The sequence below is a fragment of the Plantibacter sp. MMLR14_011 genome, from assembly GCF_001865025.1.
In the GTDB taxonomy this organism is placed as follows: Bacteria; Actinomycetota; Actinomycetes; order Actinomycetales; family Microbacteriaceae; genus Plantibacter; species Plantibacter flavus_A.
In genome coordinates this window covers 235936-249723 of record NZ_MJGW01000002.1, presented here as the reverse complement: position 1 = coordinate 249723, position 13788 = coordinate 235936, and the positions used below count along the sequence as shown (strand labels likewise).

Annotated in this window: 15 protein-coding genes and 1 tRNA gene; 10 read left to right on the top strand and 6 right to left on the bottom strand. The window is 70.2% G+C overall.

The window, feature by feature from the left end; genetic code table 11:
- Positions 1-3: 3 nt before the first annotated feature.
- Entirely contained in the window at positions 4-411 is a 408-nt protein-coding gene (locus tag BIU99_RS04010) for an SseB family protein (RefSeq protein WP_071259656.1), read from the top strand.
- Between the two features lie 170 nt (positions 412-581).
- Here the strand turns inward: BIU99_RS04010 and radA are convergent, their stop codons facing one another.
- A complete protein-coding gene (gene radA / locus BIU99_RS04005; protein ID WP_071259653.1) occupies positions 582-1958 on the bottom strand; it encodes a DNA repair protein RadA in 1377 nt (458 codons plus the stop codon).
- Positions 1959-2067: 109 nt separating this feature from the next.
- Here radA and BIU99_RS04000 point away from each other — a divergent pair.
- The 6 genes from BIU99_RS04000 to BIU99_RS03975 all read left to right on the top strand — a co-directional run bounded on the left by BIU99_RS04000 (position 2068) and on the right by BIU99_RS03975 (position 4834).
- Positions 2068-2157: transfer RNA gene (locus tag BIU99_RS04000), tRNA-Ser, on the top strand.
- Between the two features lie 108 nt (positions 2158-2265).
- On the top strand, positions 2266-2538 hold the full coding sequence (locus BIU99_RS03995; protein ID WP_071259651.1) for a hypothetical protein: 273 nt from the start codon (positions 2266-2268) through the stop codon (positions 2536-2538).
- A gap of 139 nt (positions 2539-2677) precedes the next feature.
- Positions 2678-3643 carry a nuclear transport factor 2 family protein gene (locus tag BIU99_RS03990; protein WP_071259649.1) on the top strand — a complete coding sequence of 322 codons (966 nt, stop codon included), beginning with the start codon at positions 2678-2680 and terminating at the stop codon, positions 3641-3643.
- 40 nt (positions 3644-3683) lie between these two features.
- On the top strand, positions 3684-4052 hold the full coding sequence (locus BIU99_RS03985; RefSeq protein WP_071259647.1) for a hypothetical protein: 369 nt from the start codon (positions 3684-3686) through the stop codon (positions 4050-4052).
- 9 nt (positions 4053-4061) lie between these two features.
- Positions 4062-4325: a DUF1653 domain-containing protein gene (locus tag BIU99_RS03980; RefSeq protein ID WP_254773561.1), complete on the top strand. Its 264-nt coding sequence runs from the start codon at positions 4062-4064 to the stop codon at positions 4323-4325.
- Between the two features lie 17 nt (positions 4326-4342).
- Positions 4343-4834 carry an SRPBCC family protein gene (locus BIU99_RS03975; protein WP_071259643.1) on the top strand — a complete coding sequence of 164 codons (492 nt, stop codon included), beginning with the start codon at positions 4343-4345 and terminating at the stop codon, positions 4832-4834.
- Between the two features lie 13 nt (positions 4835-4847).
- Here the strand turns inward: BIU99_RS03975 and BIU99_RS03970 are convergent, their stop codons facing one another.
- The gene (locus BIU99_RS03970; RefSeq protein WP_071259641.1) at positions 4848-5165 is read right to left on the bottom strand and encodes a hypothetical protein; all 318 of its coding nucleotides are present in this window, start codon (positions 5163-5165) and stop codon (positions 4848-4850) included.
- A gap of 71 nt (positions 5166-5236) precedes the next feature.
- On the opposite strand from BIU99_RS03970, the gene BIU99_RS03965 reads away from it, so the two are divergent.
- A complete protein-coding gene (locus BIU99_RS03965; RefSeq protein WP_064294309.1) occupies positions 5237-5587 on the top strand; it encodes a DUF6804 family protein in 351 nt (116 codons plus the stop codon).
- A gap of 56 nt (positions 5588-5643) precedes the next feature.
- Positions 5644-6927 (top strand): FAD-binding protein, encoded by a 1284-nt coding sequence (locus BIU99_RS03960; RefSeq protein WP_071259639.1) that lies wholly within the window; start codon positions 5644-5646, stop codon positions 6925-6927.
- Between the two features lie 200 nt (positions 6928-7127).
- Here BIU99_RS03960 and BIU99_RS03955 read toward each other — a convergent pair whose 3' ends face one another.
- The 4 genes from BIU99_RS03955 to BIU99_RS03940 all read right to left on the bottom strand — a co-directional run bounded on the left by BIU99_RS03955 (position 7128) and on the right by BIU99_RS03940 (position 9967).
- Positions 7128-7790, bottom strand: coding sequence for a pentapeptide repeat-containing protein (locus BIU99_RS03955; protein WP_064294307.1), 663 nt, complete (start codon positions 7788-7790; stop codon positions 7128-7130).
- 82 nt (positions 7791-7872) lie between these two features.
- On the bottom strand, positions 7873-8178 hold the full coding sequence (locus tag BIU99_RS03950) for a hypothetical protein (RefSeq protein WP_071259637.1): 306 nt from the start codon (positions 8176-8178) through the stop codon (positions 7873-7875).
- A gap of 9 nt (positions 8179-8187) precedes the next feature.
- Positions 8188-8457: a hypothetical protein gene (locus tag BIU99_RS03945; RefSeq protein ID WP_240555686.1), complete on the bottom strand. Its 270-nt coding sequence runs from the start codon at positions 8455-8457 to the stop codon at positions 8188-8190.
- 16 nt (positions 8458-8473) lie between these two features.
- Positions 8474-9967 (bottom strand): SDR family NAD(P)-dependent oxidoreductase, encoded by a 1494-nt coding sequence (locus BIU99_RS03940; RefSeq protein WP_064294305.1) that lies wholly within the window; start codon positions 9965-9967, stop codon positions 8474-8476.
- 193 nt (positions 9968-10160) lie between these two features.
- Between BIU99_RS03940 and BIU99_RS03935 the strand changes: the two genes are divergently transcribed.
- Positions 10161-13772 (top strand): DEAD/DEAH box helicase, encoded by a 3612-nt coding sequence (locus BIU99_RS03935; protein ID WP_071259634.1) that lies wholly within the window; start codon positions 10161-10163, stop codon positions 13770-13772.
- Positions 13773-13788: the final 16 nt, after the last annotated feature.

The following is a 13788-nucleotide window of genomic DNA, read 5'->3' as shown; positions in this document are numbered from 1 at the left end:
CGCATGGCGAAGCAGAAGCGACCCGAGTTCCGTTCCGAGCCTTTGGCCGCGGCCCTCGCCGCCGGTGACATGGTGGCCGTGGCTCTCGCGTTGCGGAACGGCCGGTTTGTCGTCCCGCTCATGAAGCCGGGCAACCCCGACAAGCCGACGGAGACCGGCGAGGTCTGGATGTTCCGTCAGCCTGAGACCGCGAGGCTCGCGCTGCTCCTCTTCTCCGATGCGAAGAACAAGCCGGCCGCCCTGCCGCCCTACGTCGGTCTACACGACGGCGTCTGGCTCGCGAGCTTCCTCCGCACCTACGGCGACGACATCGAGACGGTGCTGTTCGACGTCGCCGGCCCGCACTCGCTGCAGGCGTCGCCGGAGGAACTGCTGCGGGTGCTCCAGATCGAGGCGCCGGCCGCCGAATAGCCCGACCCCGACCGCAGGTCCTGCTCTCGGCGGCGTCTGCGGTTCACAACTCCTGCACGTCGTCCTCCGAACCCGGCAGGTCCCGTTCTGGGGCCCTGCGGGACCAGTCCGCAGGAGTTGTGAGCAGCACGCCCCCGGGCCTGGTTCGTGGAGCAGGTGCGCGGGCGCGCTCAGAAGGCGGCGTCGAGCTCGCGTTCGCGTCGGGCGGGCCGTGCGGCCTCGGCTGCGGTCTTCGCGATGCCCAGCACCGACTTGAGGTCGTTGCTGACGTCGGAGTTGAGCAGCAGCTTGTAGCCGAGGCGGTTGCCCTCCGAGCCGCGTTGCTTCGCGACGCTCACCGGGCGCACTTCGCCGCTGAGGCTGATCTCGCCGTAGGCCGCGAGGTCACGGGGGAGGGCGAGGTCGCGGATGACGGAGACGAGGGCGAGGGCGATCGCGAGGTCGGCCGCCGGTTCGCTGATCTTCACGCCGCCGACGGTCGAGATGTAGACGTCGTGGTCGGTGAGGTCGTAGGAGTAGCGGCCGTGCAGCACGGCGAGGATCATCGCGACACGTGAGGGATCGACGCCGTTGGTGACGCGACGGGGGTTCGGTGCCTGCGTCTTGTTGATGAGCGCCTGGACTTCGACGGGGAGTGCACGGCGTCCCTCCATGACGATGGTGACGCAGGTGCCTGCCACGGGTTCGTTCTGGCTGAGGAACAGGGCGCTGGGGTCGGGGACCTCGGCGATGCCGTCGCCGGCCATCTCGAAGCAGCCGACCTCGTCGGTGGCGCCGAAGCGGTTCTTCTGTGCGCGGAGGAAGCGGAGCGCGGTGTGGCGGTCGCCTTCGAACTGGCAGACGACGTCGACGAGGTGTTCGAGGAGCCGGGGGCCGGCGATGGACCCGTCTTTCGTGACGTGGCCGACGAGCAGGATCGGGAGGTCGCGTTCCTTGGCGATGCGGGTGAGGACGGCCGAGACCTCGCGGACCTGGCCGGGTTGTCCGGCGAGGCCGTCGGACTGCGAGGAGGAGACGGTCTGGACGGAGTCGACGATGAGGAGCTTGGGCTGCACCTGGTCGATGTGGCCGAGGACGGTGGCGAGGTCGGTCTCGGAGGCGAGGTAGAGGTCGTCGTGGAGGGCCCCGGTCCGTTCGGCACGGAGGCGGACCTGGCTGACCGACTCCTCGGCGCTGACGTAGAGGACGCGGGCGCCGGTCTTCGCCGCGCGGGATGCGACCTCGAGCAGCAGGGTCGACTTGCCGACGCCCGGCTCACCGGAGAGGAGGATCGCGGCGCCGGGGACGATGCCTCCGCCGAGCACCCGGTCGAACTCGGCGATGCCGCTCGACCAGCGTGGTGCCTCGTCGGTGCTGGCCTGGGTGATGGGGCGTGCGGCGCGCTCGTCGGTGGCGCGGATGGGCGTCAGCTTGCCGAGGACACCGGTGGGAGCCGAGGCTTCGACGACCGTTCCCCACTGCTGGCATTCGCCGCATCGACCGGCCCACTTGGCGGTGGTCCAGCCGCATTCGGTGCAGCGGAATGCGGGGGAGGGTGCCTTGGCCATGCGGCCAGCCTAAGCGCGGCCACCGACACCGCCAGCCCTCCGCGCCGCCTGTGGATGACCGGCATCGCTGAATTCGCGTCGGCGCTCGTCTTCTATTACACTCGACCCCGGTACCGTGTCCGAGCGGCCGAAGGTGCAACTCTCGAAAAGTTGTGTGCTTGAAAGAGCACCGTGGGTTCAAATCCCACCGGTACCGCCACGAAGAAACCCCCTCCATCCCTGAGCAACACCGGGACGGAGGGGGCTTTTCGTCGTCATGCTCGTCATGCCGGTCCGCCAGCGGGCACGGGCGGCATAGCATCGAAGCGTGCAGACGGGGGAAGATGCGGAGTTCGAGGTCGAGCCTCGCTGGAAGGAAGAGGTCGTCTACTGGGAGGGGGCCGAGGGCTTCGTCTTCGACGCCGGGTGGGGCGTGGATCCGCCCGTACTCTACATCCCGTTCCCAGAGGAGTGGGACGCCGCCACTGCGCCATGGATGCATGGCCGACGCGATGAGATCGTGGAACGGCTACGTCGTCACTCCCGGCATCGGATCGAAGCTGGGCCTTATCCCGGCTCTGGGCGCCGGGTTACACGCTGAACGGCCGCGATGGCGGATAGGGCGGCCCGGTCGGCAGGACGACCCCCAGGCACCGACCCCAGAACTGAAAGACACGGATTCCCAGCGAAGCCCAGAAACACCTCACCTGAGGTTCAGAACGCCGTCGCACCCTGATGTCATGACCAGATCGCGTGCCTTCGTCGTCCCCCTCGTCCGTACTGCCGTCGTCCTCGCCGGCGTCTCGCTGCTCGCGGGGTGCCAGGCCACCTCGGCAGCCGTGCCCGATCCGTCGTCCTCGGTCTCGCCGGCGCGGAAGGGAAGTGCCGACGGCGGCTCGACGGGCGACCGCAGCGACTCGAAGACCGAGCAGAAGAACCTCGCCGCCGTGCTCAAGCTCTACACCGACGCCTTCCCGGACCCCGCCTCCTCGAAGGCTGTGGCCACGACCGACAAGCTGGTCGCGGCCGACGCCGTCGCGCACGGTTCCGGGCAGAAGTCCGGTCCGAGCGGCGTCCTGGCGGAGTTCACCGCCGACCGGACGCGGGTCCCGGGCGCGCAGGCGGTCGTGAAGCACACCGCGGCCGACGGCGACCTCGTGGCCGTGCACTACCAGGTCGCCCCCGACCCGTCCGACGAGCGGACGGGCGAGGCGGCCGTCGACCTGTTCCGGGTGCGGGACGGCGCCGTCGTGGAGCGCTGGGCGTTCGATCAGCCGATCGCGACCGGGACGCCGGCGAGCGGGAACACCAACACGATGTTCAGCGACCTCTACAGCCCGCCGAAGCCCGCGGTCGCGCCGTCGGAGTCGCAGGAGGAGCAGAACCGGACGTTCGCAGTGAGCGCGTACAACACGCTGTTCCGCGACCAGGACGTCTCGATCCTCGACAAGGCCTTCGACCCCGCCTATCTTCAGCACAACCCGGTCGCACCCAACGGCACGGCGGCGCTCAAGTCGTTCTTCTCCGGGTCTGCCACCTTCCCGCCGCAAGAGTCGGTCATCTCGCTGAGCGACGGCGACCTCGTCTGGACCTTCTCGCAGAGCGTCGGCGCGAAGGCCGACGACCCCGTTCTGGCGGCGGACATCTTCCGCGTCGACGACAAGCTCATCCGCGAGCACTGGGACGTGGTGCCGACCGCCGGGTGATTGTCGGGCCTCCAAGCTGCGCGGTGGCTAGGCTCTGGGGATGACTCAGGACTTCGCAGCGCTGAACGCCCACGCCATGGAGGTCGCCGCCGCCTACGACGATCTCAGCACGAAGCGGATCGGACGTCCTTGGACGAACCAGGAGGTCGCCCTCGGATTCGTCGGCGACGTCGGTGACCTCGCCAAGATCGTGATGACGCTCGAGGGGACGCGCCGCATCGACGGCATCGGACTCGAACAGCTCGAGCACGAGCTGTGTGATGCCATCTGGTCGTGTCTCGTCCTCGCCGACCGGTTCGGGATCGACATCGGCGAGGCGTTTCCCCGCCAGATGCAGGACTTGGTGCGGCACGTCTCCGAGCTCCGGGCCGACGAAGCGAGCACAGATTCCGCGACGCCCGCTGGCTAGAATCGCGACATGAGCGACGACAGTATGGCCAGCACCGACGACGGCGAGTCCTTCGGCGTCGAGCCCGGCACCTACCGGCACTTCAAGGGTGCGCGCTACGAGGTCATCGGCGTCGGACGCCACAGCGAGACCGAGGAGCCGTACGTCTTCTACCGGACGACCACGACCCCGCCGACGTCGTGGGTGCGACCGCTCGCGATGTTCGTCGAGCCCGTCTCACGCGACGGCTACGAGGGACCGCGTTTCGCCCGCGTCGAGGACGACGCCGACTGACCACGGAGGAGCACCGCATGACCGACACCGATCACACCCAACCCGAACCGGCCGACGAGCGCGACCTGTTGGTCGAGCGCATCATCCACGCGCCGCGATCGGCCGTCTGGGCGGCGTGGACCGACCCCGCGACGCTCGGGCAGTGGTGGGTGCCGTCGCCGGCGGTGTGTCGGGTCGTCGAGTTCGAGCTGCGACCCGGCGGGTCCTTCCGCACCGAGTTCAGTGAGGACGGCGTCGACTTCGTGCCGCAGATCACCGGATGCGTGCTGGAGGTCGTTCCGGAGCAGCGTCTCGTCTGGACGACGGCGCTGACCGCAGGCTGGCGGCCAGCCGAGCAGCCGTTCATCACCGCCGTGATCGACCTCGCTGACCACCCCGACGGCACCCGCTACCGAGCGACCGCACTCCACAGCGGGGTCGCCCAGCGCGATGAACACCTCGAACTCGGCTTCCACGCCGGCTGGGGGATCGTCACGGACCAACTCGCCGCGCTCGTGGAGCAGCGCTGAGCCAGCCCTCCGGTCAGGCCGCCTCCGGATCGGTCGTCGTGTCGGGTTCGGGCGTGAGCATCATGCCGCCCGGCGTGTAGGAGGAGTCGAGCAGGGCGCGCACCCACGCCTGGTTGACCAGCGGCTCCGCCTGCGCGAACCGGAACTGCAGCGGGACGTCGCTCGTGATCCAGAGACTCACGCGCCCGCCGCCGTCCACAGCGCCCTTCGTCCATTCGACGAAGAAGGACTCCCGACGACGCAGCTTGTTCCCGATCGCCGCCCTGAGATGGGCAAGCACGCGGTCGTCGAAGTCGTAGTGACTTCCGGCACCGTAGATGAGAACGCCCATGCAGCGATTGTGCCGCATCGGCCCCGCCGCACCGCTCGGCGACGCCCCGCCGCTCCACGTAAACTCGTGGGATGCCGAGTCCGACCCCCGCTCCCGCACCCTTCGCCCTTCGCCCGGCGCTCATCCCGGGCATCATGGGTGCGGTCGCGCTCATGTTGGGCCTCGCGCTGCTCGAGCTCGACGCCTTCACGATCGTGCTGTTCGTGGTGAGCATCCTCGCGCTCATCATGGCCGTGTTCGCCTGGCAGGCCAAGCAGCCGCTCTGGATGATCCCGACGCTGCTCGTCGCGATCGTGTGGAACCCGGTCCTCCCGCTCCCGTTCGGCGGCATCCCCTGGATCATCGCGCAGTTCCTCGGCGCGGTCGTGCTCGTCGCCGTCGGTGTCCTGCTCGAGAACAAGCACGCCGCTCCGCCCGCCTGACTGGAAATGTTTCGGGAACGCCTGCGGGTCGTCCCGGCTCTGGCAAGCTTGCGCTCATGACGCTTGAACGCAACTGGGCCGGCACGCACACCTTCGCAGCGCCGCGGATCGTGAACGCCACGTCGATCGATGAGGTCCGTGCACTCGTCGCCGAGGCCGCCAGGACGGGCACGCGTGTCCGCGCCCTCGGCACCCGACACTCGTTCACCGACCTCGCCGACTCCGACGGCACGCTCATCACGGTGCTCGACATCCCCGCCGACCCGGTGTTCGACGAGGCCGCCGGTTCGGTGACGATCGGAGCCGGGACGCGCTACGGGATCGCCGCCGCCTGGCTCGCCGAACAGGGCCTCGCCTTCCACAACATGGGCTCGCTCCCGCACATCTCCATCGGCGGCGCGATCGCGACCGGCACCCACGGATCCGGCAACGACAACGGCATCCTGTCCTCAGCGGTGAGCGGCCTCGAGTACGTCGACGCCACGGGCGAACTCGTCCACGTGCGTCGCGGGGACCCCGGCTTCGACGGCCTCGTCGTCGGGCTCGGCGCGTACGGCATCGTGGTGCGCGTGACGGTCGACGTGCAGCCCGCCTACCGCGTGCGTCAGGACGTCTACCGCGACGTCCCGTGGGATGCCGTGCTCGCCGACATCGAGGGCGTCACCGGCGGTGCCTACAGCGTCAGCATCTTCACCAACTGGCTCGGCGACACCGTCGAGCAGATCTGGTGGAAGACCCGCCTTGTCGCCGGTGACGACGAACTGCCCGTGGTCCCTGAGTCGTGGCTCGGTGTGCAGCGGGACTCCCTGACCGCCGGCAACCTCGTCGAGACGGACCCCGACAACCTCACCCTGCAGGGCGGTGTCCCCGGCGACTGGTGGGAGCGGCTGCCGCACTTCCGGCTCGAGTCGACGCCGAGCAACGGTGACGAGATCCAGACCGAGTACTTCATCGACCGCGCTGACGGACCCGCCGCGATCACGGCCCTGCGTGCGCTCGGCGACCGCATCGCCCCGCTGCTGCTCGTGACCGAACTGCGCACGGCCGCGCCGGACAAGCTCTGGCTGAGCGGCGCGTACCACCGGGAGATGCTCGCCGTGCACTTCACCTGGCGCAACCTGCCCGAGGAGGTCCGAGCGGTGCTGCCCGCGATCGAGGAGGCGCTCGCACCCTTCGACGCCCGCCCGCACTGGGGCAAGCTCAACCTCCTGACCGCCGAGCGCATCGCCGAGGTCGTGCCGCGACTCGCCGACGCGCGGGACCTCTTCGAGGAGCTCGATCCCGCCGGAACCTTCTCGAACGCGCACTTGGAGCGCATCGGGGTCCGTCTGCCCCGGTAGCGGGCGTCGGTGGAGCGGGTGCCAGCGCGGTGCGCCGGCGCGAGCGCGGGTCATCGGGCGTCAGCGCGGTGCGCTGGCGCGAGTGCGTGGGAACCGGCGTGGGCGCGGGGTACACGCGTGAGCGCGGGTCTCCGGAGACCCGCGCCCACGCGCCAGACCCGCGGTCACGTCAGCGCACCGCGCTGGCGCAACCCGGGAGGTCAGTCCTCGACTCGGATGCCGAACTGCTCGGCGAACATCGCTGCGAGCTCTCCGACCTGGAACGGCGTCATCGTCGCGCCCCGCAGGTGCTCGATGCCGGCGATGCGACGGAGCTCGAGCGTCCGGAGGTCGACGTCGGTGAGCCTCGCCCGCGTGACGTCGAGACTGTTGAGCGTGCAGTCGACGAACCGGACCCGGGTGGCCGTCGCATCGGCGAGGTCGAGTTCGTCGATCGTGCAGTCCTCGAACAGGACGTCCTGCAGCACGGCCCCGCGCAGGTTCACGAACCCGAGCTTGCATCCGGTGACCCGCACCGACTGCCAGTTCGCGTCGTAGCAGTCGGCGGAACCGACCCGGGACCCCTCCAGCTCGACGTCGCGCAGGCGACTTCGAGGGGCGAGGAGGATGGGCGCGTCCCACCGCTCAAGCCGGGAGTCGAGGAACGACGCCGCCCGGAAGTCGGTCTGGTCGGCTCGAATGCCGGCAAGCAGGGACTCGGAGATCGTGATGCCCGAGAGGTCACGGTGCGACAGGTCGAGGTCGGCGAACCGCAGGCCTTCGACACTGTCGTGCGCGTCGAGGGCGCCCTCGTCGCCGTCGGTCAATCCGATGAGACGGACGGGGTCGAGCCGTGGTGCCGTCGTTCCGGTGCGTTTCGCCATGCCGTGTTCTCCCGGTGCCCGTGCGTGAAGGGGTGATCCGGCCAGCCTAGGGGCGGCCGCCGACGGGCTTCCGAGCCACCGCTCAGCTCGCTGTGAACCGACCTGGGAGGAACGGCAGGAGCGGCGCGCGATAGACGAGCGACGTGTCGACGCCGGCGGTCAAGGTGGTCCGGGCCGCGCCGTACCGCCAGACCCGATTGAAGAGGAAAACCTCGAAGGAGACCTCCGTCCCGCCGAGCCGCCAGCTGCCCGTACCCCATTGCGCCGGCTGGCCTCGCCCGTCGAACACCACCGTCGGACGCTGGAACGCGCCGTACCAGGGACATCGGAGCGTCACTTCGACGCGATGCTGCGTCGGCGACGGGTCCTGGGTGACTTCGCTGCTCATCGGCCCAGCCTAGGCCGAGCGGCGGCGTTCCCGTGGTGCCGGCGCAGGCGGGACGGGCTTCGCCGCGATGACGTCGGCGTCGGCGATCACGACCGGTCCGCGCTTGGTCTCGACCGTGCAGCCCGTGTCCGACCGCTCGACGAGCTCGCCGAGGGCGTCGGTCGCACCCGCCTCGGCGCCCTCGGGCAGTGCGAAGCGCACGACGACCCGCGAACCGAGCGGTGCCTCCCGGAGGAAGCGGACGGCCGCCGGACCGATCATCGCCGGGTCCTCGACCACGACCGCGAGTCGAAGCTCACCAGGAGCTCGGGCGGTAGTCCTTGAGGAAGACGCCGAACAGGTTCTCGCCGGCCTCGCCGCGGACGATCGGGTCGTACACACGCGCCGCGCCGTCGACGAGGTCGAGCGGGGCGTGGAAGCCCTCCTCCGCCAGCCGCACCTTGGTCGGGTGCGGGCGCTCGTCGGTGATCCAGCCGGTGTCGACACTCGTCATGAGGATGCCGTCGGTCTCGAACATCTCCCGCGCGCTCGTCCGGGTGAGCATGTTCAGCGCGGCCTTCGCCATGTTGGTGTGCGGGTGGCCTGGGCCCTTGTAGCCGCGACCGAAGACGCCCTCCATCGCGGAGACGTTGACCACGTAGGTGCGCGGGAAGTCGGACGCCGCCATCGACGCACGCAGGCGGCTGATGAGGATGAACGGGGCGGTCGCGTTCGCCAGCTGGACCTCGAGCATCTCGATGGGCTCGACCTGGTCGACGTTCTGCACCCAGCTGTTGCTGTGGTCGACGTCGGGGACGAGTCCGCCGGCGTCGATCGCGGTGCCGGCGGCGAGCCGTTCGAGCGAGGACGACCCGGCCGTCATGGCCGCTTCGGTGAGCGCATCGGCTTTGGCCGCCGCTGCGGCGAGGATCGGGTGGGCGGACACCGACGCCGCGAGCGACAGCGGGTGTGCGTCGTTCGTGTGGCCGAAGGTGACGAGCTCGGGCAGTGGGCCGTCCGGCAGCGGGGCGAGCTCCGCGTCGACGAGCGGCTGGTAGGCGCCCTTCGTGCGGCGGACCGTCTGCGCGGCGTTGTTGATGAGGATGTCGAGCGGACCCTGCTCGGCCACGGAATCCGCGAGGGCGATGACCTGGGCCGGGTCGCGGAGGTCGATGCCGACGACGCGAAGCCGGTGCAGCCAATCGGCGCTGTCGGGGAGCGCGCTGAAGCGGCGGACGGCGTCGCGCGGGAACCGCGTCGTGATGGTGGTGTGTGCTCCGTCGCGCAGGAGTCGTAGCGCGATGTACATGCCGATCTTCGCGCGGCCGCCGGTGAGGAGGGCGCGCTTGCCGGTGAGGTCGGTGCGGGCGTCGCGCTTCGCGTGGCTCATCGCCGCGCACTGCGGGCAGAGCTGGTGGTAGAAGGCGTCGACCGTCGTGTAGGGCTGCTTGCAGATGTAGCAGTTGCGCGGCACCAGCAGCTCGCCGGCGGTCGGAGCCGTCGTGGTGGTGGCGAGCGGGATGCCCCGGGTCTCGTCGTCGATGCGGTCGGGGGCGCCCGTCGCGGTGGCGGCGATCACGGCGCGGTCGGCGTCGGCGATCCGGGCCCGACGGTCGAGCCGGCGCTCCTTCTTGACCGCCTTGAACATCTTGGCGGTGGCGCGGCGCACCTGGAGGTAGTCGGGGTGCTCCTCGTCCATCGTCGCCATGGTCTGGAGGACGCGCAGCGTGACCTCGAGATCGGTGGGATCGATGCCCGCGTCGTCGCCGGGAGCGTGGTTCGCAGGCTCGTCGTGGGGGAGAGAGGTCATTACCTCATTCTACGAGCCGCCGGACGTGCCTCGGTCGGAGCTGTGGTCAGCGCGGGGCGCTGGACCGACCGCGACCCACAGACGTGAGCGCGCCCCTCCGGAGGGGCGCGCTCACGTCGCAGACCCGCGCTCGCGTCAGCGCACCGCGCTGGCTCGAGGGAGGGGTGTCCGTCGTGCGTGAGACCATGGGGCGATGACTCCCGAGCCCGCACCACTGGTCGACGTGGCCGACCTCGTCCGGCTCGTCGGGCGGGTGGCGTTCGACCGCGGCCGGGTCTACGCGAGAGACGGCCGGGTCACCGCCGCCGACTGGGACCCCGACAAGCGTCGGCTCCACGGGATCGTCGAAGGCTCCACCGATGTCCCGTACGCCTGCATCATCGACCTCGGCGACGACACCGGTGGGTTCGCTCGCATCGAAGGCAGCGCGTGCTCCTGCCCGCTGCGCGGTGACTGCAAGCACATCGTCGCCACCCTGCTGCACAGCAACGCGGCCCATCTCCGGGCCGAGGGTCGCTCCGACCGGTGGGTGGCACCACAACGGCCGCCTTCCGGGAAGGAGGCGTCCTGGCGCTCCGACCGACGTTGGACCGCGCCCATCAACGACCCCGCGCTCGACGAACCGGCCGAGCACCGGCCGATGTACGCCCTGGACGAGCTCGACGACCTCCCTGACGCCTGGCGTCCGGAGGCGGAACGACGAGCAGCGCGATGGACCCCGAGTCCGCAGACGCCGCCGGCACCGCCCAGTTGGCGGAACCGACTCGACTCCCTCGCCGGCGATGCCGGTCGTGCCACGGCGCCGACGGCCATGGGGCTGCAGTTCGAGGTCCGCGAGAGCATCCCGCGCACCGCCGAACGCTGGCGCGGACCGACCTCCCGCACGGCCGACGGCCCGCCCGAGCCCCGGCACCCCCGCCGGATCGCCGTCCGACCCGTCGTCAAGAAGGCCGGCGGCGGCTTCGTGAAGTCGACGATCTCGTGGACCTCGTTCACGCACCAGGGCCACCGGCTGTCGCTCGATCCGGCGCACCAGCAGTGGTTCACGCAGTTCCAGGCGCTCCTGCGTGCCACCCGTCCACCGGCCGGTGCCTACGCCGGCGCCGGCGATTCGGACTGGCTCGTCCTCGACGACTTCGGCAGTCCCGTCCTCTGGCATCTGTTCGAGGAGGCGGCCCAACTCGGGATCGAACTCGTCGGTACGCGCAAAGGCACGGTCGTCCTCGGCACCACCGCCGCCATCCGGTTGGACGCCGCGCACGACGACGAGGGCGTGGTCCTCCGATCCGTCGTGACGATCGACGGCACCGACGTCGACGCGGCCACGAGCGGAGCCCTCGGCGACCACGGGCTCTACCACTACACGCTCGAACCCCAGCAGGCGATCGTGCTCGCCCCGCTCGCCGAACCGCTGACGGACGAGGCCCGCGGACTGCTCGGGCCTGGCGAGCCGGTCGTCGTCCCCGAGGCCGAGGTGCCGGAGTTCCTCGAGCACTACGTCCCACGACTCCGCCGCAGCATCTCGCTGAGTTCGACGGACGGCACCGTGGCCCTGCCCGAGATCGTGCCGCCGGTCCTCGTCCTCACGGCTTCCTTCGAACCGAAGCAGACCCTGCGCCTCGCCTGGTTCTGGCAGTACGCCCCGGCGCAGCGCGTCCCGATCGGTGGCGGCACCCCGGCGCTCGCCGCAGGACGACCACTCGTGTCGACGGTGCCGCACGGCGGTCCCACCGACGCCGCCGCAGCGGAGGTCCTCCGCGACGAACGCGCGGAGCGGGCCATCCTCGACCGGGTCGGCGCCGCCATCGCCGCCGCGGCGGAACCGGAACGCCGGGCGCTCGCCGCGGGCTCGTTCGACGAGCTCACGACCCCGGGCGTCTGGCCGCCCCGGCCGCAGGTCCTGACGGAGTTCGACGCGGCACTCGTCACCGAGCGCACCCTCCCCGTCCTCGAGTCGCTCGACGACGTCCTCGTCGAGGTGTCCGGCGACCGCCCCGAGTACCGGGAGCTCACGGGCACGCCCCACATCTCGGTCACCACGGTGGAGACGGAGCAACGCGACTGGTTCGACCTCGGGATCGTCATCCACATCGGCGACTACAGCGTCCCCTTCGAGCCCCTCTTCAAGGCCCTCTCGAAGGGGCGCACCAAGCTGCTCATGGTCGACCACACCTACCTCTCGCTCGAGCACCCCGCCTTCGACCGCCTGCGCGAGCTGCTCACCGAGGCGGCCGCGCTCAAGGAGTGGGAGACGAAGCCGAGCATCAGTCGCTATCAGGCGAGCCTCTGGGCCGACTTCGAAGACCTCGCCGACGAGACCGAGCAGGCCGTCTCGTGGCGCGAGGCTGCAGCCGGACTCAACGCGATCGAAGCGGTCCCCGACACCGCCTTGCCGTCGGGACTCCACGCAGACCTCCGGCCTTACCAGGTCGAGGGCTTCCGCTGGCTCGCGTTCCTCTGGCAGCACGGACTCGGCGGCATCCTGGCCGACGACATGGGCCTCGGGAAAACGCTGCAGACCCTCGCCCTCGTCGCCCACGCGCGCGAGACCACCGGGACCACGGCACCACCGTTCCTCGTGGTCGCCCCGACGTCGGTCGTCTCCAACTGGGTCGCCGAGGCCACCCGCTTCGTGCCCGACCTCGTCGTCCGCAGCATCACAGCCACGCAGGCGAAGGGGAGCGCGTCGATCGCGGACCTCGCGGCGGGCGCCGACATCGTGGTCACGAGCTATGCGCTGTTCCGGCTCGACGCAGCGGCGTACCAGGCGGTCGACTGGTCGGGGCTCATCCTCGACGAGGCGCAGTTCGTGAAGAACCACCGCGCCAAGCTGCACGAGTGCGCGGTCGACCTCAGAGCACCGTTCAAGCTCGCGATCACCGGCACGCCCATCGAGAACACGCTCATGGAGCTGTGGTCGCTGCTGTCGATCGTCGCGCCGGGCCTGTTCGCGTCGGCGCCGCGCTTCACCGAGCACTACGTCAAGCCGATCGGCAAGGGTCTCGACTCGAGTCGGCTGCAGACCCTGCGCCGACGCATCCGTCCGCTGCTCATGCGACGCACCAAGGAGATGGTCGCGCCCGAACTGCCGCCGAAGCAGGAGCAGGTGCTGCGGATCGAACTCGCGCCGGCCCACCGCAAGCTCTACGACCTCGTCCTCCAGCGCGAACGACAGAAGCTCCTCGGACTCGTCGACGACCTCGACCGCAACCGGTTCATCGTGTTCCGCTCGCTCACCCTCCTCCGCATGCTCAGCCTCGACGCGAGTCTCATCGACGCCGAGGAGCACGCGGGCATCCCCTCGAGCAAGCTCGACGCACTCCTCGAGCAGCTCGACGACGTCGTCGCCGAGGGCCACCGGGCGCTCATCTTCAGCCAGTTCACGAGCTTCCTCGGTACCGCTGCTCGTCGGCTCGAGGAGCAGGGCATCGCGTACGAGTACCTCGACGGGTCGACCCGTCGTCGGGGTGAGGTCATCGACCGGTTCCGCACCGGTGACGCCCCCGTGTTCCTCATCAGCTTGAAGGCCGGCGGGTTCGGCCTCAACCTGACCGAAGCGGACTACGTCTTCCTGCTCGACCCGTGGTGGAACCCGGCCGCAGAGGCGCAGGCCATCGACCGCACGCACCGCATCGGCCAGACCGAGAACGTCATGGTCTACCGGCTGGTCGCCGCCGACACGATCGAGGAGAAGGTGATGGCGCTGCAGGCGAAGAAGTCCGAGCTGTTCGCCGCGGTCCTCGACGACGACGCGGTGTTCAGTCAGGCCCTCACCGCGGAGGACATCCGGGGCCTGCTCGAATAGTCTCCCGGCACCCACG